At 55.4% G+C, this 20,017-nt stretch carries 15 protein-coding genes; 6 read left to right on the top strand and 9 right to left on the bottom strand.

The annotated features are described in order from the left end of the window. The first annotated feature begins 75 nt into the window (after positions 1-75). Positions 76-1,074, top strand: a complete 999-nt coding sequence (gene fbp, locus AB4K05_RS20630) for a class 1 fructose-bisphosphatase (protein WP_368481736.1) — start codon at positions 76-78, stop codon at positions 1,072-1,074. Between the two features lie 124 nt (positions 1,075-1,198). On the opposite strand, the gene AB4K05_RS20625 is transcribed toward fbp, so the two are convergent. The 5 genes from AB4K05_RS20625 to ytfQ form a co-directional block, all read right to left on the bottom strand. After that, the gene (locus AB4K05_RS20625) at positions 1,199-2,761 is read right to left on the bottom strand and encodes a methyl-accepting chemotaxis protein (RefSeq protein WP_368481776.1); all 1,563 of its coding nucleotides are present in this window, start codon (positions 2,759-2,761) and stop codon (positions 1,199-1,201) included. An 85-nt stretch (positions 2,762-2,846) separates the two neighbouring features. Next, the gene (yjfF, locus tag AB4K05_RS20620; RefSeq protein WP_368481735.1) at positions 2,847-3,848 is read right to left on the bottom strand and encodes a galactofuranose ABC transporter, permease protein YjfF; all 1,002 of its coding nucleotides are present in this window, start codon (positions 3,846-3,848) and stop codon (positions 2,847-2,849) included. After that, positions 3,835-4,860 (bottom strand): galactofuranose ABC transporter, ATP-binding protein YtfT, encoded by a 1,026-nt coding sequence (gene ytfT / locus AB4K05_RS20615; RefSeq protein WP_368481734.1) that lies wholly within the window; start codon positions 4,858-4,860, stop codon positions 3,835-3,837. Before ytfT ends, yjfF begins: the two co-directional genes overlap by 14 nt. Positions 4,861-4,870: 10 nt before the next feature. Then, positions 4,871-6,373: a galactofuranose ABC transporter, ATP-binding protein YtfR gene (gene ytfR / locus AB4K05_RS20610; protein WP_368481733.1), complete on the bottom strand. Its 1,503-nt coding sequence runs from the start codon at positions 6,371-6,373 to the stop codon at positions 4,871-4,873. Between the two features lie 148 nt (positions 6,374-6,521). Continuing rightward, entirely contained in the window at positions 6,522-7,478 is a 957-nt protein-coding gene (ytfQ, locus tag AB4K05_RS20605; RefSeq protein ID WP_368481732.1) for a galactofuranose ABC transporter, galactofuranose-binding protein YtfQ, read from the bottom strand. 402 nt (positions 7,479-7,880) lie between these two features. Between ytfQ and ppa the strand changes: the two genes are divergently transcribed. Further along, positions 7,881-8,408, top strand: coding sequence for an inorganic diphosphatase (gene ppa / locus AB4K05_RS20600; RefSeq protein WP_234503220.1), 528 nt, complete (start codon positions 7,881-7,883; stop codon positions 8,406-8,408). Between the two features lie 170 nt (positions 8,409-8,578). On the opposite strand, the gene AB4K05_RS20595 is transcribed toward ppa, so the two are convergent. From AB4K05_RS20595 to tamA, 3 genes are read right to left on the bottom strand one after another with little or no spacing between them, the layout of a single operon-like run. Beyond that, on the bottom strand, positions 8,579-8,923 hold the full coding sequence (locus AB4K05_RS20595; protein WP_368481731.1) for a gamma-glutamylcyclotransferase: 345 nt from the start codon (positions 8,921-8,923) through the stop codon (positions 8,579-8,581). A 2-nt stretch (positions 8,924-8,925) separates the two neighbouring features. Next, entirely contained in the window at positions 8,926-12,702 is a 3,777-nt protein-coding gene (tamB, locus tag AB4K05_RS20590; RefSeq protein ID WP_368481730.1) for an autotransporter assembly complex protein TamB, read from the bottom strand. After that, positions 12,699-14,432: an autotransporter assembly complex protein TamA gene (gene tamA, locus AB4K05_RS20585; RefSeq protein WP_368481729.1), complete on the bottom strand. Its 1,734-nt coding sequence runs from the start codon at positions 14,430-14,432 to the stop codon at positions 12,699-12,701. The genes tamB and tamA overlap by 4 nt, the downstream gene beginning before the upstream one ends. A gap of 269 nt (positions 14,433-14,701) precedes the next feature. Here tamA and msrA point away from each other — a divergent pair, with 269 nt between their 5' ends. Continuing rightward, complete coding sequence (gene msrA / locus AB4K05_RS20580) at positions 14,702-15,346, top strand: peptide-methionine (S)-S-oxide reductase MsrA (protein ID WP_368481728.1); 645 nt, start codon at positions 14,702-14,704, stop codon at positions 15,344-15,346. Here the strand turns inward: msrA and AB4K05_RS20575 are convergent. Then, the gene (locus AB4K05_RS20575; RefSeq protein ID WP_368481727.1) at positions 15,343-16,401 is read right to left on the bottom strand and encodes a LacI family DNA-binding transcriptional regulator; all 1,059 of its coding nucleotides are present in this window, start codon (positions 16,399-16,401) and stop codon (positions 15,343-15,345) included. The genes msrA and AB4K05_RS20575 overlap by 4 nt on opposite strands. A 189-nt stretch (positions 16,402-16,590) precedes the next feature. On the opposite strand from AB4K05_RS20575, the gene AB4K05_RS20570 reads away from it, so the two are divergent. Genes AB4K05_RS20570 through AB4K05_RS20560 form a run of 3 tightly spaced genes read left to right on the top strand, consistent with a single transcriptional unit; the run spans position 16,591 to position 20,013 of the window. Further along, entirely contained in the window at positions 16,591-17,745 is a 1,155-nt protein-coding gene (locus AB4K05_RS20570) for a Gfo/Idh/MocA family protein (RefSeq protein ID WP_368481726.1), read from the top strand. 19 nt (positions 17,746-17,764) lie between these two features. Continuing rightward, positions 17,765-18,943, top strand: a complete 1,179-nt coding sequence (locus AB4K05_RS20565) for a Gfo/Idh/MocA family protein (RefSeq protein ID WP_368481725.1) — start codon at positions 17,765-17,767, stop codon at positions 18,941-18,943. Between the two features lie 2 nt (positions 18,944-18,945). Next, positions 18,946-20,013, top strand: coding sequence for a Gfo/Idh/MocA family protein (locus AB4K05_RS20560; RefSeq protein WP_368481724.1), 1,068 nt, complete (start codon positions 18,946-18,948; stop codon positions 20,011-20,013). Positions 20,014-20,017 lie beyond the last annotated feature (4 nt).

The raw sequence follows: 20,017 nt of genomic DNA, 5'->3' as shown, positions 1-20,017 counted from the left end.
CTGTGCGTATTTTTTTTATTCTTTGTTAAGATTGTTGCAGTCGCTTTACTCATCATCCAATGCAGGGAAAGTGTTATGAAAACGTTAGGTGAATTTATTGTCGAAAAGCAGCACGAGTTTTCTCATGCTACCGGTGAACTCACTGCTTTGCTGTCGGCAATAAAGTTAGGTGCCAAGATCATCCACCGCGATATCAACAAGGCCGGTCTGGTCGATATCCTGGGTGCCAGCGGCGCAGAAAACGTACAGGGAGAAGTACAACAAAAGCTCGATTTGTTCGCAAACGAGAAACTGAAAGCCGCGCTGCGCGCACGTGACATCGTCGCCGGGATCGCTTCCGAAGAAGAGGACGAAATCGTCGTCTTTGAAGGCTGTGAACACGCGAAGTATGTGGTTCTGATGGACCCGCTGGATGGCTCATCTAATATCGACGTTAACGTTTCTGTCGGGACTATCTTCTCTATTTATCGTCGTGTGACTCCGGTCGGCACGCCGGTCACCGAAGAAGATTTCCTGCAACCGGGCAACCGCCAAGTTGCCGCGGGCTATGTGGTTTACGGTTCCTCGACGATGCTGGTGTACACCACCGGCTGCGGCGTTCACGCCTTCACCTACGACCCTTCTCTGGGCGTGTTCTGTCTAAGCCAGGAACGCATGCGCTTCCCGGAACGCGGCAACACGTACTCCATCAACGAAGGCAACTACATCAAATTCCCGAACGGCGTGAAGAAGTACATTAAATTCTGTCAGGAAGAAGATACCAACACCCAGCGTCCGTACACTTCACGCTATATCGGTTCTCTGGTGGCGGATTTCCACCGTAACCTGCTGAAAGGCGGGATCTACCTCTACCCAAGCACCGCGAGCCATCCTGATGGCAAGCTGCGTCTGCTGTATGAGTGCAACCCGATGGCGTTCCTCGCGGAACAGGCCGGCGGTAAGGCCAGCGATGGGAAAGAACGTATTTTGGATATTCAGCCGGAAACGTTGCACCAGCGTCGTTCGTTCTTCGTCGGTAACAACCATATGGTTGAAGACGTTGAGCGTTTGATTCGCGAGTTCCCTGACGCATAATCGCGACATCCCGGCCTACATCTCGTTGTAGGCCGGATAAGCAAAGCGCCATCCGGCGCGATGCGGTGATATTGCCGGATGACGGCGTAAACGCCTTATCCGGCCTACAAAATCAGTAATCCGATTACGACACCTGTAAACGGAACGATGCCATCGCTGAAGTTAGCGCCTGCGACTGCTCTTCCAGCGAACGGGTTGCCGCCGATGACTGCTGTACCAGCGCTGCATTCTGCTGCGCCGTTTCATCCATCTGGCTGACAGCAATATTTACCTGCTCAATCCCACGGCTCTGCTCCTGCGACGCGCTGGCAATTTCGCGCATCAACTTGGTCATCCGCATCACTTCACTGGCAATCTCATCCATGGTTTCACCCGCCTGCTGCGCGAGGTCACTACCTTCATTGACGTGGGTTTGTGAAGCCGAAATCAGCTGACGGATCTCTTTTGCCGCATCGGCGCTGCGGCTGGCGAGGTTACGCACTTCCCCCGCCACGACGGCGAATCCACGCCCCTGCTCGCCCGCGCGCGCGGCTTCCACCGAGGCGTTGAGTGCCAGAATGTTAGTCTGGAAGGCAATGCCATCAATCACCCCGAGGATGTCGGCAATGCGGTTGGCGCTGCCGGAAATATCCTGCATTTTTTCAATCACGTAGCAGACCATTTCGCTACCGCGATCGGCGGTGTCGGAAACGTCCTTCGCCAGCTTATGCGCCTGGTCGGCATTATCGGCGTTTTGCTTCACGGTAGCCGTGAGCTGTTCCATGCTGGCTGCCGTTTGCTCAAGCGAGGTCGCCGTCGATTCAGTACGCTGTGCCAGATGGTTGTTACCCGCCGTCAGCTCGCGGCTGCCGATATCAATCTGCGAGCTAGCGTCACGTACCCGCATCACCGAGTTCATCATCGACTCGCGCATCCCGGCAATCGCCACGTTCAGGCGCTTAATTTCAGTGCTATTGGCTTTCAGCGGTGAATCGGTTAAATCTCCCGATGCCACCTGTTCCAACTGACCAATTGCCGCGTCAAGCGGCTTGAGCAACAGATGGCGCAACTGAAGCCAGCCCAGCGCCATGACGCCGGCGGTCAGTAAAATCGCGATAACCATCAGCGCTAGGACTTTATTTTTGGCGCTGTGTACCGACGCGACTTCAACCTGGCCACGGGACATGCCCCACTGCTGGAAAGCCTGAATCGAATTATCAAACTGGCGGGAGACCGGAATAATGGTCTTTTCCAGCAGGTCATAGTAGTTATCGACGTTTTGCCCTTCGAGTGCCGCCAACATCGGTTTGATTGCCTGCGTATTGTACAGCTCATAGCTTTTCGCCACGTTTGCCATCCGCGTAGCCCCCTCGGCATCGTCTATCGACGACTGGCTGACGGCAGCAATAATTTTTTGCGCCTGCGCGACTTCCCCGCCAATCATTTTGACCGCTTTAGCAGCATCGTCCAGCATGCCGATTTCCATCAGCCTCACCGCTTGGCCGGCCTCATTACGCGCACGCAGCAACAGCGTATAGCCTTCGTTTAGCTGAGTTATTTGGTCACTTTGCAGGTGATTAATGCGTTGCAAGGAGGCAGAACTTTGGGTGAGAGCATAAATACCGATGCCGCTGACCAGAATCAGCAGCAGAGTCATCACGGCAAGCAGAGATAGCAGGCCGGTACGGATAGACAGCGTTTTTAGCATCATAGTGTTGTCCGGTAGCAGGGGTACGTTTGGCGTAAAAGAAAAGTATCGGCTGCTACCGGAAAAACTTTAATGTTTCAGTATGTTAGTTCTTTGTTATGCCAACATTGACGCGAGTCACAGCGGCGTTCTGCCGGTTCTCCCACAGCACCGTCAGGCCGCGCTGTAGCGCAATGAAAATAAACAGCAGGATGCCGATGGCGATCTTGGTCCACCACGAGCTGAGCGTACCGTCAAAGTTAATGTAGGTTTGAATCAGCCCCTGAATGCCCACGCCGAACAGCGTTCCCAGCACCGTGCCGACGCCACCGCTCAGCAGCGTACCGCCGATGACCACCGACGCAATAGCGTCCAGCTCTACCCCGACGCCCGCCAGCGCGTAACCGGCTTGGGTATAAATAGAGAAAACGATCCCAGCCAGCGTCGCCAGCCCCGTCGACAGCATATAAATACGCACAATGGTGCTGCGGGTCGGGATCCCCATCAAATTCGCCGAGGTCGCGCTGCCACCAATGGCGTAAACCTGGTTGCCAAAGCGAGTGCGATGGGCGAGGAAAATGCCCAGCACGACCACCAGCAGCATCAACAGCCCCATGGCGCTCAGGCGTCCTCCGCCGGGAATGGTCCACGCCAGCCCGGAGAGGGTGTCATACAGCGGGTGATCGATAGGAATCGACTCCTCGGAAACCAGATAGCTAACGCCGCGCAGGAAAAACATCCCCGCCAGCGTAATGATAAACGCCGGGATCTTCAGCGCATCAATCAGCCACCCCATAAAGGCCCCAAAGGCGCAGCCCATCACCAGCACCAGAGGGAAAGCCACCAGCGGCGACAGCCCCCAAAATCCAATCGCTTTCGCCAGAAATACGCCGGTGAAAGCAATTACCGACCCGACCGACAGATCGATACCGCCGGAGAGGATCACAAAGGTCATGCCTACCGCTACGATCCCCAAAAAGGCGTTATCGGTGAGGATATTGCAGATAACCCGCGTAGAAGCAAAACCCGGAAACTGCGTCAGGCAATAGAGGTAGCCGATGACAAAGACGCCGAGCGTGATCATCAGCGGCAAATTACGTTTTATCATGGCCTCGTATCCTTTTCAGAATCTGAATAAAGCGCGGCGACTGCACAATCAGCACGCACATCACCACCACCGCTTTCACCACCTGATTAAGCTCTGGCGGGAAACCGGAGAGCAAAATGCCGGTATTCATGCCCTGAATAATCAGCGCCCCCACCACCGACAGCAGTAGGTTAAAGCGTCCGCCCATCAGCGAGCCGCCGCCGATAACCACCGCCAAAATAGCGTCCAGCTCCAACCACAGCCCGGCATTGTTGGCGTCGGCACCACGAATATCCGCGGCCACAATAACCCCGGCAATCGCCGCGCATATGCCGCTCAACACGTAGGCCAACATCACCACGATACGGGTATTCACCCCAGCGTTTTTCGCCGCACGGATGTTGATCCCCACCGCTTCAATGAACATCCCAAGAGCGGTCTTACGCGCGACAACCCAAAAGATAATCAGGGTGACCAATGCAATAATGACCGGCGTTGGAAACAGCAGCATTTTACCGCTGCCGAGCCAGGCCAACGCCGGCGAATCGAAGGTGACAATTTGTCCCGAGGTGATGAGCTGAGCGACGCCGCGCCCGGCCACCATCAGAATAAGCGTCGCCACAAAGGGCTGTATTTTAAGGATGGCGACCAGAATGCCGTTCCATAGCCCAGCCAGCACGCCAGAGCCCAGCGCCGCCAGTAGGACAATCGGCAGGCTGTGTCCGGCAACGGTCATCGAGGCCGCCGTAGCTCCGGCAATCGCCATCACCGCGCCCACCGAAAGATCGATGCCGCCGGTGGCTATCACCAGCGTCATACCTATCGCCAGCAGCGCGACCGGCGCAGCGCGGTTAAGAATGTCGATAGGGCTGCCGAACAGGCGACCATCCTGCAGCGTTATCTGGAAAAAGTGCGGCGCGACTAGGCTATCGACCAGCAGCACCAGGATTAATGCCGAGATTTGCGGCATGCCCGGTGGCCAGCGAAAACGGCGGGCCGACGGTTCAGTTTGCCCAACGGATCGAGGCATCACAATTAACTCCTTAGGCCGCAATAGCGTTCATAATGGCGGGAACGGACAGTTCCGCGAGCGGGATCTCCGCAATCTGCTTGAGATCGCGCATGATGATCACCCGGTCGGCGTAGCCCACCAGTTCTTCAAGTTCAGATGAGATAACGAGCAGCGCCAGACCGTCCGCACATAGCGTTTCGATCAGGCGAATGATCTCCGCATGCGCGCCGACGTCGATGCCGCGCGTTGGTTCGTCTAAGATCAAGAACTGCGGTCGCGTCAGCAGCCAGCGCGATAGCAGCACCTTCTGCTGGTTACCACCGGAGAGAAACTCCACCGGCTGCTCGGCGCTTGGCGTGCGGATCCCCAGCTGGCGAATGAAACGTTCGGCTATGTCATTTTGCTCTTTGCGCGGAATTGGCCGCAGCCAGCCGCGCTGAGCCTGAAGGGCCAGAATGATATTTTCCCGCACCGAAGCGGCAGCGATAATGCCGTCGGTTTTACGATCCTCAGGGCAAAAGCCGATCCCTAAGCAGGATGCTTGGTGTGGCGACCGCAAGGCTTGCGGTTTGCCTTTGATCATCGCCTGTCCGCTGTCGGCAGGACGAATGCCGAAGATGACTTCAGCGGTTTCGGTGCGGCCCGATCCCAATAGCCCCGCCAGGCCGACAATTTCGCCGGGACGAACCTCAAGATCGAACGGCGCAATGGTGCCTTTTTTACCGTAGCCCGTAAACGACGCCACCGGTTTATCGCTCAGTAGCGTGCGCCCGGCGCGCTGTAGCGCCTGGTGCTCTAATTCACGGCCCAGCATCATTTTGACTAGCTCAATTTGCGGCAGCTCGCGGGTTTCTTTACAGCCGACAAAGCCGCCGTTGCGCAGCACGGTTATCCGATCGCTCACCGCATAAACCTGATCGAGGAAGTGAGTAACGAAGATCAGACTTACACCCCGATCGCGCAGATGGCGCATCAGGTTGAACAACATTTCCACTTCTTTGGTGTCGAGGCTGGCGGTCGGTTCATCGAGGATCAGGACTTTGGCGGAGAGATCGATTGCCCGGCAAATGGCGACAATCTGCTGCATCGCCACCGAAAAACGGTTTAGCGGTTCACGCACGTCGAGAGAAAAACCATAGGAGGCCATCAGTTCGGTGGCGCGCTTTTCCATCTCTTTGCGACGGATCAGGCCAAAGCGTTTTGGCTCGCGTCCAATAAATAGGTTATCCGCCACCGACATGTTCGGCAGCAAGTTTACCTCTTGGTACACCGTACCGATGCCCAGCTGCTGGGCGTGAGCGGTATTTTTCGGATGAATTTGTTGGCCTTCCAGCCAGATAGTGCCGCTGTTAGCGTGGTATACCCCTGTCAGGGCTTTAATCAGCGTTGATTTTCCGGCGCCGTTTTCACCAAGCAGCGCCATAATTTCGCCGCGACGGAGGCTGAAATTGACGTTATCCAGCGCTTTAACGCCGGGGAAGTACTGGCAGAGTCCCTCAGTGCGGAGGATTTCCGGGTTGGTTTCAGTGATCATTATGCTCTCTCCTTCGCCCTGGCGCGGTAGGCCGGATAAGGCGCGCTAGCGCCGCCATCCGGCATTGCATTGCCTGATGGCGCTTCGCTTATCAGGCCTACGGCGGGGTAGGTCTGATGGGTGAAGCGCCACCGGGCGGAGCAAAAACTTAGTAGCCCATATTTTTCTTCTTCTCTAGCTCTTCTTTCGCCGTATCCGGCAGATACAGCGTGGACTTGGTCAGCGTCACTTTTTCCGGCATGGTGCCGTCTTTTTTGTATTTTTCCAGTGCATCGAACGCCGGACCGGCCATGTTTGGTGTCAGCTCGACGCTGGCGTTCGCTTCACCGGCAATCATCGCTTTGTAGATGTCCGGCACGCCGTCGATCGAACCGGTCAGGATATCTTTACCCGGTTTCAGCCCGGCTTCTTTGATAGCCTGAATTGCCCCGATTACCATGTCATCGTTATGTGCGTAAACCATGCAGATGTTTTTGCCGTTGTTCTCGGCTTTGATAAAGCTCTCCATCACTTCTTTGCCCTTACTGCGGGTAAAGTCGCCGGACTGAGAGCGGATAATCTTGATGTTTGACGCTTTAGAGATGGCGTCAGCAAAACCTTTCTTACGGTCAATCGCCACGCTCGCGCCAACCGTACCCTGCAGCTCGACCACGTTACACGGCTTGCCGTCAGCGGTTTTGATAAGCCACTCGCCAATCAACTGCCCTTCCAGCACGTTGTTGGCGGTAACGGTAGTCATGTAAAGCGATTTGTCTTTCACATCGATGGAGCGGTCGAGCAGGAATACCGGAATTTTGGCTTCTTTGGCTTCCTTCAGCACCGGTTCCCAGCCCGTTGCGACGACCGGCGCAATGAAGATGGCATCAACGCCTTGGGCGATAAACGAACGTACAGCTTTGAGCTGGTTTTCCTGCTTTTGCTGCCCGTCGGCAATCTTCAGAGTGATACCGCGTTTTTCCGCTTCCTGCTTGGCGACGTTAGTTTCCGCCGCCCGCCAGCCAGATTCAGAACCTACTTGCGAAAAACCCACCGTTAAAGGGGCAGCCATGACCATAGACGACATGGCTGCGGAAACTGCTGTGACAAGAAGTAAGCGCTTCCACATAGAGGTATCCTCATAGGGTTATTGTTGGTTAAATATCCATCTGCGGAAAAACTATAGACAATGGGCTATGTAACGGAATGAGTTACATCACACTTCAAAAAAGTAAATTTTTTGTTAACGCTGGCATTAGCGAAGAGCGCAGGAGGGATAAGGCATCGCGCACCCATTGAGCGCTATCGATTTTGTCGAAAAAATACGCGCGCTGGAGTCATTTTTTACCGTGATGTAAACGGTTTCATGATTTTATTCAGTATGTGGCTAAGATTATGGATTTTCCTGCCATAAGAAGCGGCTGAAAAAGGCGGGACTACGGGGATGTTACGTAAAACAGGCCAAGACTTTCGCGGCGAGTTGGCTATAATACCGGGCACTAGTTTGCCATACATTCTAAAGGAAACAGACATGAGCTTACTCAACGTCCCTGCGGGTAAAGATCTGCCGGAAGATATCTACGTTGTCATTGAAATCCCAGCTAACGCAGATCCTATCAAATACGAAGTCGACAAAGAGAGCGGTGCACTGTTCGTTGACCGTTTCATGTCCACTGCGATGTTCTATCCGTGCAACTACGGCTACATCAACCACACCCTGTCTCTCGACGGTGACCCGGTTGACGTTCTGGTCCCAACTCCATACCCACTGGAGCCAGGTTCAGTTATTCGCTGCCGTCCAGTTGGCGTGCTGAAAATGACCGACGAATCCGGTGAAGATGCCAAACTGGTTGCGGTACCGCACACCAAGCTGAGCAAAGAATATGATCACATCAAAGATGTGAACGACCTGCCAGACCTGCTGAAAGCGCAGATCACCCACTTCTTCGAGCACTACAAAGACCTCGAAGCAGGCAAATGGGTTAAAGTTGACGGTTGGGAAAACGCGGAAGCGGCTAAAGCTGAAATCGTTGCTTCCTTCGAGCGCGCGAAGAAATAAGATTTCTTCTCAAGCATTGAAAACACCGCCTTCGGGCGGTGTTTTTATTTGTGGTGTGTAGGTCGGATAAGGCAACGCCGCCATCCGGCAATGTGCACGGTTGTGTCTGATGGCGCTACGCTTATCAGGCCTACAAAAAACAACGCCACCCGAAGGTGGCGTTGCCGTATTCAATACTGGTCTTTATCCAACCAGTTGCCGCTCTCTATCAGCTTCATCCCGGCAATCGGGCGCTGATAGACGTACATCCAGGCGCTGCCATAGGGCGTCTGGATAAGATGGCGAGCATATTCGCCCGCCTTGGTGCGCAGCGCATCCAGTTCGGCTAGCGTCGAGGCATCAACCCGATAGACTTCACCATGTACCGTGCCTACACCGGGCACCGCGCCTGGATAGTGGCCCAGGCTGTACAGTTGATAATCGGGAACGCTGTGATCGCCCAGCCACTGGGCGTTAGTCATCCAGTGGCTGTTGCCTTGCTTGCGTCGTAAACTGCCGTACACAAATATTCGCATTGCTAAAACTCAAACTGATAGAGCAAATCGAGCGCCTGGTCTACGCCAGACACCGCTTCCAGATACAGCTTAGGCATCAAGCGATAGCGTAACGTGAGCGTCGCTAGCGAGTCAAAGATCCCAACACCATATTTCACCTGTAGACCCGGCAATACGTAACCGCTGACCACCACCTGGGAGGAATCACCCACCCCTTGCGTGTCTAAAGCCAAGTTACTTACGCCAAACGTCTCGCCGATTTTACCCACAACTTGACCACTTTGTGCAACCCCCATCCCAATAAGCATGGATGTCATTGCCGCACCGTCGCTCTGACCGCTATCCAGACCCTGCCCACGCACGAGGTAAGAGAGCGCTTCCTGCTGCGACATGGCCGGGTCAGAGAACACTTCCGCCTTCGGCTGATCGGCAGTTCCCGTGACGCGAACACCGGCGATAACATCGTTTTCTGTCGACTCTGGGTTACGAATGGCTTCGATATTCAGCAATGGCTGATCCGGTGGCCCCGAGAACAGCAGCTCGCCTTTACGGACGATCAAATCCTGCCCATAGGCATGGAAACGCCCTTCCGGGATGTTGATCTGCCCGTTCAGACCCAGCCCCTGTTTATCCTGCGCCACCTTCAGATCGCCGGTCAGGCGAGCTTTCAGGCCAAATGCATCCAGACGAACGTTGTTACCAACGTGAATCTTCAGATTGCTATTGATAGGAATCGACGCTGATTTCGTCTCTTCCGGCTGCAGTTGGTTGTTAAGCATCACCTCATCGCTAGAGACGCCTACCGCGCTCTCTGGCACCTCTTTCACGACGATACGCGCCCATGGCACATCAACGCTGCCATCGAGCGTGAACAGGCTTGGCGTGGCGTTAAACTCAACGTCCGGCGAGACATCAAGACGCACCATCGGCGGCACGGTAATGCGCACTCGGCTGCCTTTCGCCGCAATACGCGCACGCCAGTTTTCGATCTGCCTCCAGTCCGCATCACCATTGAGGCTAATCTGCCCCTGTTGAGTGCGGATTTCGCCCTGCATCGTGGAGCTGGCGCCGTTGAAGTTCATGGTTATCTGGCTTGGCTGCATATCAAACGGCATAAAGTTGCCATCAACATCAATACCGTTGAGCTGTAGCTGACCGAACATCAGCGGGCTTTGTACATCTCCGCCCAGCCGCAGATTGGCATTTATCTTCCCGTCAGCCTTTTCACCACGCGAGAAGATAGGGTTAATCATTGCCAGCGAGAAGTTGCGGATATTGACGTTGCCGCCCAAGTTGCGCCGACCCTGCGGATCGCTCACCTGTACCTGCCCATCCAGTTGACCGTTATTGGTCAGGCGAATCAGCCAGCCCAGTTCAGCGCGGTTATTGTGCAGGTCAGCGTTCAGGTTAAGCGTATCGAAAGCCACCGGCAGCGGCGCGTTGTTGACGATTTGCGTCACCTTCACATTGCGACCGGACAGCGTCACTTTGCCCTGCGGTAGCCCCTCTTTGGTGCTGTCCCAAGTAACATCCGCTTTACCGCTAAACACGCCGCTGGCCTGCGTCGTCTCTGGCATAAACGGTTTGAGCATCGCGAGGTCGAAACGGTTGAGGTTGACGATGGCATGACCTGCGGCGCCGGCATCAATCGTCTGTGGCACGCACAGCTCCGCATTCGGGTTCACCCAGCAGTGTGGCCCAATGCTGATTTTCTGCTCGAGGTTGCGATAGTCCAGCGCAATATCGCGGTTCACGGACCACGGTCCGACCGGGGTCTGGAAGCGCGTGTTGCTCAAAGCACCTTTCCAGCGTTCCTCTTTGCGATCAAAACTGCCCGACAGCGCCAGCTGGCCGGAAACCGGCTCACCCTGAACCTGTAATTGCAGGGAATGCTGCTTTTCGTTGCCCTTCGCCGCCAGATGCACCAGACCAATGTTGACGTCCGGCTGCACAATACGCTCTACGCGCACGTCGAGGTTGCCGGCAATCTGGTCGGTGGATTTAACGTCGCCGTCAACCCGCACCAGGCCCACCGTCAGTTCCTGCCAGCGCAGACCGCGAGCGGTGATATCGGCCAGCAGCTGCGGTGCATCAACGGTGCCACGGATTTTCACCAGACCTTTTGCGGTCCCGGCAAGACCCGGCAGCATATTGTCGAGCTTAGGCGCATCAATATTGGCGTCGAGGTTAAGATCCTTAACCCCCAGTTCACCCTTGATGTCGGCGGTATTATTGCCCAGCGCGACATGTAGCCCCGGAATGGTCCATTGCAGGTAGCTATTCCCGCGCAGTGAACCATCAACATTCACCTTATTTTGCTTCACGTTACCGGTGATTTTCATCTCCGGAACGTTCATCTGCCAGGTGCCGCCATACAGGCTGCCGTTGGTTTTAATCAGCCCTTCCAGCTTCGACGGCCATTCCGGTGCCAGCTTCCCGGTATTGATTCCGTGCAGCGCCAGTTCGCCGCGCCAGCTTATTGCCTGTTGCCAGTCGAGGAGCGCTTTGAATTCAGTTTTACCCTCCAGCGCCGCCACGGTGAGCTTATCCAAGCTCACCTGCCGCTCGTTGCCTTTGGCATCGAGGGTAATATCCGCAGGCGGTACTCCCTGCCCCTTCACCGCCGTACGGAATGACAACGTGTAGTCGGTCATCTTACCGCCGAGCTTCAGCTTCAGGTCATCAGCCTGGAACTGCTTTTCTCCGGTGAATGGCCAGTACAGCTGTTTACTGTTGACCTCAACATTGAACGGCAGCCCGGCTTCCGCCAGCTGCGCCTGTGCGTGCAGGCTCATGTCCACCGGGCCGGAAAGATTCACGCCCACTTCCAGCTGTTTACGCACCGCGCCGCCCACTTTCAGCTTCACCTTTTCGCCCTTCAAGGGATCAATGTTCAGCGTGCTGTTGAGGGTCATATCCACCGGCCAGTCGTTGATAAGCTGCGCGGTACCGCTGGCATTCACCGTGCCTTGACTGGAGTCGATATCCAGCGTATCGAGCTTCATGTTGCCGTCGATACTGCTCACCTTCAGCAGCATTTTATACACCGTCAGATCGGTATCGCCGGTAATGCGCAGCTGTTCGCCGCTAAAGGATTCGATATTGAGATTCAGCGGTAGATGGACGTCGGTCATCTCCGGCAGCACCGGTTTAGAGAACAGCTCGGTCATGGTTTCACCCAGCGGCTTCTCCTGCGGTTGCGGATTATCTATCTTCGGCTCAACCACCTCTTTTTGCGCCACGTCTGCCACTTTCGGCAGCGCGATCAGCAGCCCTTTCAGGGAGGTCGGCGTTAGCGTCAGGTTTTTCTCCTGCCATTGCAGGCCGCTGGTGAAGTCCATCACCGACACCGTGGTGTCATCAATCTTGATATTGACGTTATTGAGCGCGAAGCGGTTTAGAGTAATCGGGTACGGGGTTGAGAGGTTCAGTGGCCCCGTATCTTCTTCTTCGACCGGCGCGGCAGGCGGCATCTTGCTACTGTCGATAGCCACGTTGATATCGCGTAACGCAATGTCATTTACGCACAGGCTGCTGTGCCACAGGCAGCTTAGGTTCACCGCGAGATGAAACTCCCCGGCATCAACCGCCACGCCAGGCTGGGTATAGCGCACTTTTTTCAGCGTCAGGTCGCGCCAGCCGCCGGTCACCTGACCGATTTCCAGCCCCGGCACCCAACGATTGGCCGCGTTAAACAGCAGATGTAAACCTGTCGTCGTGCCGACTAGGAAGCCGACGGCCCCCACTAGCACCACAAGAAAAATCAGAACGCCGAGGCTTATTTTTTTCCATAACGTCATAGTTCAGGCCCCAGACCGATGTAAAACTGCAATCCATGTTCATCTTTGTCACCCACCGGGACAGCGAAATCGAGCTTAATTGGCCCGACCGGAGACTGCCAGCGCACGCCGACGCCCGCGCCTTTTTTCCAGTCGCTATCGCGAATGTCGCTGACCGCTTCACCGCCATCGACAAACACTGCTCCCCACCATTTACCGCTCACGTTGTACTGGTATTCCAGCGAGCCGGTCGCCAGTTTTGACGCCCCGATTAGCTTACCGTTGTCATCACGTGGCGCGATGGACTTGTACTTATAGCCACGAATGCTGCGATCGCCACCGGCGAAGAAACGCAGGTCTGGCGGTACGCGATCAAAGTCGCCGGTTTCAATCCAGCCAAGGTTGCCGCGCATCACGAAGCGATGCTTGTCGTAAAGCGTACGGATCCAGACGTTCTGTGCCTGGAAGACCGAGAAGTCGACATCCGAGCCCCAGGCCGTGTTGGAGTAGTCAATTGAGTAGCGCTGAGAGTCACCCCAGGTCGGCATCAGGCCGCCACGGGAGCGGGTTCGGCTGATGGAGACGCCCGGATAGAACAGCATGGTGGTGGCGGTGACGTCCGCCTGGGTAAAGTGATCGAGGCTCCAGCGCAGGTTAATCGCGCGCTGCCAGCCGCTGGAAAGATCCCAAAAACGCGAAACGGCAAGCGTGGTGGAATCAGCTTTGGTGTCGTTCAGGTCGGTGCTTTTGAAACCGCCCTGCACCAAATAGTACTGTTCCAACGGGTTTTTCAGCAGCGGCATTTTGTAGCTAAAATCGAGCTGCTGTTCAGGAGCCGAGACGCTAAGACTGGTCGTCAGACTGTGGCCGTAGGAGTTAACCCACGGTTTTTTCCATGAGGCTTTGACCCGTGGGCCGACGTCGGTGGAGTAGCCGCCCCCCAGCTCAACGGTGTTTTCACTGCGCGGCGAAACCACGCCGTGTAGCGGTAGCACTTTCGTTTCACGCGATTTATCAAATTCAGGCGCCACGACCACCGAGTTAAACCAGCCGGTGGCAGAAAGGCGTCGGTTCAGCTCAGCAAGATCGCTTGACTGGTAATAATCGCCTTTTTTAAACGGCACCAGATGCTGAAGGTACTCTTCGCGAATTTGCGATCCTTCGAAGGTCACATCGCCAAAACGGTAGCGCTGGCCGCTATCGTAATCGATATCCCAGAACGCCTGACGGCGCTCAAGCGCCACACCCAGTTGGCTTTTCTTAAATTCACTGTCGAAGTAGCCTTTGCGCAGCGCCACGCTGGTCAGCGAGCTTTTGAAATGGTCGTAGTCGCTGTGATTGAGTACCGAGCCAATTTTGGGGCGTGTTTTGAGCAGCTTAAGATAATCGCTGTCGTCACGCGCGCCGCCGCGCAGAATGACATCCGTACCGCCAATCAGCACCGGTTCTCCCGGCGTGACTTTTGCCAGTAATACCTGGCGTCCTTTTGCCGGCGGTGGTTTCAGCTCGAAATCGATGGTGGGTTCATAGTACCCAAGGGCTTTTAATCCTTCGCGAATGGCATCATCCACACGCGCACGAAAGCGGCGGTCCGGCGTGACCTCATCGCTATCAATCGTAGAAAGCTGCGCTCGAACGTTTTTTTGTAGTTCGCCTGAGAGCCCTTCAACCTGTAGACGGATGCTCGCTGCACTGGCAACACCGCTGGTCAGCAGCAAGCTCACCAAACATAACTGGCGGATTTGTCGCACATTTTCTCCTGAATATCCTTGTTTCCACCCCAATGGGAAACGAAAGTCCGCTCCGCGGCCATGACTGCGTTTTGCCTCTATATGCACGCTTTCGGCGCACGGCATTCAACGTCAGTTTAAAAAACCCACTCTTTGTCGGGTTGAAATAAAGACAGAGCCCCAAATTATTCTTATGTTTAAATCTAGACGTATTCGGCGCGTTTATTGTGTTAAAAGACACGCCCGGTTACAACCTTAACGGAAATTACTGTTCCTCGGAGACCCTTCCCATGAGTTTAGTTGATAAAAAACACCTTGTATCTCAGTCGGATGCATTGAGCGGAAGAAATACGCCTATGCCGGTCGCCACGCTCAATGTTGTGACCGAACACTCAATGACGCACGTTCCTGAGGGTATGGCTGTCGCTATTTTCGCCATGGGATGCTTCTGGGGCGTTGAACGTCTTTACTGGCAATTACCCGGTGTCTATAGCACGGCAGCGGGTTATACCGGTGGCTATACGCCGAACCCAACCTACCGAGAAGTCTGTTCCGGCGAGACTGGACATGCGGAAGCGGTACGAGTCGTCTACGACCCGGCGGTAGTCCGCTACAGCGATTTGTTAAAGGTCTTCTGGGAAAATCACGATCCGGCACAGGGCATGCGTCAGGGTAACGATCATGGCACTCAATATCGTTCCGCCATCTATCCAACGACGCCAGAACAGGAGTTGGAGGCGCACGCCAGCCTGAAGCAATTCCAGGACGCAATGCGTAGCGCAGGTGACGTGCGGACCATCACCACGGAAATCGAAGCCGCGAAGCCGTTCTATTACGCGGAAGACGAGCACCAGCAATACCTGCACAAAAACCCGCACGGCTATTGCGGCATCGGTGGGATTGGCGTTTGCCTGCCGCCGCAGCTACAGGGTTAGCCGTCAAGTGCCACGCGCGCCGCATGGCGCGTGGCGTTCGCTACTGTGCCGTAATCCATCACTTTCCCCTGCAGTAGCAGATTGTAGACCGGCGATTGAGGCCGGTTAAGCCGCGTTTGCAGCAGGTGCACCGCTTCAATACCCAAATCGCGGCAGGGTACGCGAATGCCGGTGACCGGCGTCGTCAGGCTGTTTTCCAAATTCCACGTAAAATCGGTGGTGATGAGGGAGATATCTTGCGGAACACGTAGCCCATGACGCTGCAACGCCCGCATGACGCCCTCAGTCATGCTGGTACTGTTGGGGAAAACCACATCAGGCCACAGCGCGCGATCGTGCGTCGTCAGCCAGACGTCCAGCGCCCTTTCGGCCTCTTCCGCCGTAAACCACTCGGTCACCAATAGGTCGTGCTGAGGATTGAAGGGGACATGATAATAGCGATAGGCCTCTTTAATGCCATCCAGCCGGGCATAGAGGGTTTCCCGCCGCAAACAGGTCATGGTCAGCACCCGCCGATGCCCTTGTTCAAAGAGATAGCGCATTGCGGTAAATCCGATGGCCCGATGATCGGGCGAGACGCAGTCCAGTGCCATTTCCCTGTCGATGGAATTAATCAATACACACGGCTTATTCAGCGTGCTGGCAAGCTTGAGGATCGTCGGGTCATCCGTGCCGATAATCACCACAGCATTGATACTTTTCTGGTTGGCTTTTTCGAGGAACAGCTTCACATCGGCGTGCTGCTCTTCCAGCGCACAGTGGTTGATCCAGACATCATGCGGCGCGCTGGCTTCGGCAATCCCTTTGGTCACTTCCAGATAAAAGGTGTCGCCTCGCCCCTGAAAAGTACGCTCCGGTGCAAATACCGCAATGCCGTTAATCAGCAGCCGGCCGTTTGCCAGCGAGTCGAGGACCCCAAGCTGGCGCGCACATTGCACAATCGCCTCTCGCGCCTTATCGCTGGTGTAGGATTTACCGCTCAGCACCCGGGAGACGGTGCTGATGGAGTAGCCGGTGCGGGCGGCAATTTCATCCATTTTTAGCTTACCTGGCATTGTGTGACCTCGCTCGCAATCATATTTTGCAAATTTTTGCAGATGCAGTTTGCTGATTTTAAAACCTATTTTCATTTTCCCGCGCATATTCCTTTTCTACCTGCGAACATTCTCACAAATTCCGTTTGTCCGCCCTCGCCGCCTTGCCTATTTTCAGACTTCAGTCATTCCTATCACGTAAGGTGCAACATGGATAAGGTGCGTTTTGGCATTATCGGCGTGGGTAATATCGGGACCGTTCACGCCCGTTACCTGCTGGCAGGTACGGTGAAAGAGGCCTGCCTGACGGCAGTGTGCGATAACAATCTCAGCAAGCATCCGGCCATTCGCGAGCTGGTAGGCGAAGCAGTCACGCTGTTTAGCGATGCCGAAACCATGCTGAAAAGTGGCCTGATTGACGCCGTGATCGTCTCCACGCCGCACTACGACCATCCAGGCCTGTCGATGCTGGCGATGCGCAACAGTATTCATACGCTGTGTGAGAAACCGGCAGGCGTGTACACCGCGCAGGTGCGTGAGATGAACGAATTCGCCCGCGGCTGCAACGTGGTATTCGGCATGATGTTCAATCAGCGCCCCAACCCGCTGTACCAGAAAGTCAAAGATCTTATCGATAGCGGCGAGCTGGGCGAACTGCGTCGTTCCAACTGGATAATCACCAACTGGTATCGCTCACAAAGCTATTACAACTCCGGCGGCTGGCGCGCCACTTGGAAAGGCGAAGGCGGCGGCGTGCTGCTCAACCAAGACCCGCATCAGCTCGACCTGTGGCAATGGTTGGTCGGGATGCCGGTGCGAATGCGCGCCTTTTGCCAATTTGGTAAACACCGCGATATCGAAGTGGAAAACGAGGTAACCGCCTATGCCGAATACGCCAACGGCGCGACCGGCGTGTTTATCACCACCACCGCCGAAGCACCGGGGACCAATCGTCTAGAGATCGCCGGCGATCGCGGCAAAGTAGTGGTCGAAGACGGCAAGCTGCGTTTCTGGCGGCTGCGTGAATCGGAAACCGAATTTAACGCCCGCTGGGAAAACGGCTTTGGTGAGCCGGAGTGTTGGGAAGTCACCATCCCTGTCGCCCCTGAATCCAGCGAGCATCACGTTATCACCGCTAACTTCGCCGCTGCCGTGCTGCACGGCACACCGCTTCTCGCCCCCGGCAGCGACGGCATTCACGGCCTGACGCTTTCTAACGCCATGCATTTATCCACGTGGACCGACGATTGGGTCAATCTGCCGTTTGATGAAACGCTGTTTAAGAAGCTGCTCGATGAACGCATCGCGACCTCCATCGATAAGCAAGTTGAAAGTAAAACGCTGGATGCTTCCGGCAGTTGGTGATCGAGAGCAGGAGATAACGATGTTACGCATTGCGATTGTGGGAACCGGGAACATCTCACACAACCATATTCAGGGATATCAGGAATTTGCCGACCGCTGCCAGATTGTGGCGCTGGTCGATATTTATCCGGAAAAAGCGCAGGAGAAAAAAGAGCGTTACGGTCTAACCAACGCCACCGTATTTAGCAGCCATCAAGCGATGCTCGATTCCGGTATTGCGGTCGATATTGTCGATGTCTGCACTCCGCCGTACGTCCACGCTGAAATCAGCATTGATGCGCTGAATGCCGGGAAGCATGTGCTGTGCGAGAAACCGATGGCGGCATCGCTGGAAGAGTGTGACGCCATGATTGCCGCCCAGCGCGCCAGCGGTAAGATCCTGTCGATTATCGCCCAGAACCGCTTTACCGACGCCTTCTGGCGTTTAAAGCAGGTGGTGGACTCCGGCGAGTTGGGCAAAATCTGCCACGCACAGGTCGATTCCTTCTGGTGGCGTGGCCATTGCTACTACGACCTGTGGTGGCGCGGCACTTGGGAAAAAGAAGGCGGCGGTTGCACCCTCAACCATGCGGTGCACCATATTGACGCCATTTTGTGGATGCTTGGCTTCCCAAAAGAAGTGGTGGCGATGATGACCAACGTGGCCCACGACAACGCGGAGGTCGAAGATCTCTCCGCTGCCATTTTCCGCTACGACAGCGGCGCACTGACGCAGTTGACCGCTTCAGTGGTGCATCACGGCGAAGATCAGAAAATCGTTATTCAGGGTGATAAAGCGCGCATCTCCGCCCCTTGGGACGTGTGGGCCAGCGTTTCTGCCGATAACGGCTTCCCGCAAGAGCAGCACGATAGCGAGCGCGAAGCACGGCTGGACGCATTATTCCGCAACACGCCAAAGCTGAAATATACCCTCCACACCGGGCAGATAGACGATCTGCTGAGCGCCGTCGAACAGCACGGTGAGCCGCTGATTGACGGCATACAGGGAAAACGTTCTCTGGAACTTATCACCGCCATTTATCAATCATCCATGACCGGGCGGGTGGTTTCCCTTCCCGTCAGTTTGGACGAGCCTTGGTATAAAACCGGCGGCCTGGTTTCCCTCGCCCCACACTTTTACGAGAAGGGTGCCTCGGTAGAAAACTTCAACGAAGTGGGCGCGATCCCGCTGGGCAAAGATTTGGATAAAGGAGCATAAACATGAGTATCAAAGACGGTATGAACTACGCCCCGGTGGGCAAGCCACAGCCGGTTGTCGGTGCAGGTGAGTTTGTTATTGCCGCCGCGGCGCTGGATCACGGCCATATCTACGGCATGTGCAATGGCCTGATAGAAGCCGGTGCCACGCTGAAATGGGTTTATGATCCCGACCCTGCCAAAGTGGATAAATTTATCCAGCAGTACCCGCAGGCGCAGATTGCGCCGACGCTGGAAACTATCCTCGAAGACAGCAGCGTGCAGTTGGTCGCCGGGGCGGCCATCCCTTCCGAGCGTTGCCCGCTTGGGCTAAAAGTGATGGACGCAGGCAAAGATTACTTTACCGATAAAGCACCGTTGACCACTTTGGCACAGCTGGAAGCCGCTAAACGTAAGGTGGCGCAAACCGGGCGTAAATACGCGGTTTACTACAGCGAACGTCTGCACGTGGAAAGCGCGGTCTTCGCCGGGCAGTTGATTCAGCAAGGCGCGATTGGCCGCGTGATGCAAACTCTGGGCGTCGGCCCACACCGCGAAGGCACGGGGCGTCCGGACTGGTTCTATGAGAAAGAATTCTTCGGCGGCATTCTGTGCGATATCGGCAGCCATCAGATTGAGCAGTTTCTGTTTTACACCGGCAACAGCGATGCCCGCATCGTTGCCAGCCAAGTGCGCAACGTCAATCACCCACAGTATCCGCAGTTTGAAGATTTCGGCGATGCCATGCTGGCCGGCGACAACGGTGCAACCGGTTATTTCCGCTGCGATTGGTTTACGCCTGACGGCCTTTCTAGCTGGGGTGACGGTCGTCTGACGCTGCTCGGCACTGACGGCTATATCGAAATCCGCAAATATGTTGATATTACCCGCGGCGAGCAGGACGTGGTGTATCTGGTCAACAAAGAGGGCGAATTCCGCTACCCGGTTGCCGGACAGGTTGGCTTCCCGTATTTCGGTCAATTGATTCTGGACTGCCTGAATCGCACCGAGAATGCCATGACCCAGGAACACGCCTTTAAAGCCGCCGAGCTATGCGTGAAAGCGCAAATGCTGGCTAACGCCGTGGCGTAACGGG

Origin of the sequence: Kluyvera sp. STS39-E (assembly GCF_040932435.1) — a bacterium.
Classification (GTDB): Bacteria; Pseudomonadota; Gammaproteobacteria; order Enterobacterales; family Enterobacteriaceae; genus Kluyvera.
The sequence above is the reverse complement of the archived record's forward strand: the minus strand, read 5'-3'. Positions and strand labels throughout refer to the sequence as shown.

Coding starts and splice junctions, on each gene's coding strand:
- fbp (WP_368481736.1), top strand. CDS start 76: ATGAAAACGTTAGGTGAATTTATTGTCGAAAAGCAGCACGAGTTTTCT.
- AB4K05_RS20625 (WP_368481776.1), bottom strand. CDS start 2,761: ATGCTAAAAACGCTGTCTATCCGTACCGGCCTGCTATCTCTGCTTGCC.
- yjfF (WP_368481735.1), bottom strand. CDS start 3,848: ATGATAAAACGTAATTTGCCGCTGATGATCACGCTCGGCGTCTTTGTC.
- ytfR (WP_368481733.1), bottom strand. CDS start 6,373: ATGATCACTGAAACCAACCCGGAAATCCTCCGCACTGAGGGACTCTGC.
- ytfQ (WP_368481732.1), bottom strand. CDS start 7,478: ATGTGGAAGCGCTTACTTCTTGTCACAGCAGTTTCCGCAGCCATGTCG.
- ppa (WP_234503220.1), top strand. CDS start 7,881: ATGAGCTTACTCAACGTCCCTGCGGGTAAAGATCTGCCGGAAGATATC.
- AB4K05_RS20595 (WP_368481731.1), bottom strand. CDS start 8,923: ATGCGAATATTTGTGTACGGCAGTTTACGACGCAAGCAAGGCAACAGC.
- tamB (WP_368481730.1), bottom strand. CDS start 12,702: ATGACGTTATGGAAAAAAATAAGCCTCGGCGTTCTGATTTTTCTTGTG.
- msrA (WP_368481728.1), top strand. CDS start 14,702: ATGAGTTTAGTTGATAAAAAACACCTTGTATCTCAGTCGGATGCATTG.
- AB4K05_RS20575 (WP_368481727.1), bottom strand. CDS start 16,401: ATGCCAGGTAAGCTAAAAATGGATGAAATTGCCGCCCGCACCGGCTAC.
- AB4K05_RS20570 (WP_368481726.1), top strand. CDS start 16,591: ATGGATAAGGTGCGTTTTGGCATTATCGGCGTGGGTAATATCGGGACC.
- AB4K05_RS20565 (WP_368481725.1), top strand. CDS start 17,765: ATGTTACGCATTGCGATTGTGGGAACCGGGAACATCTCACACAACCAT.
- AB4K05_RS20560 (WP_368481724.1), top strand. CDS start 18,946: ATGAGTATCAAAGACGGTATGAACTACGCCCCGGTGGGCAAGCCACAG.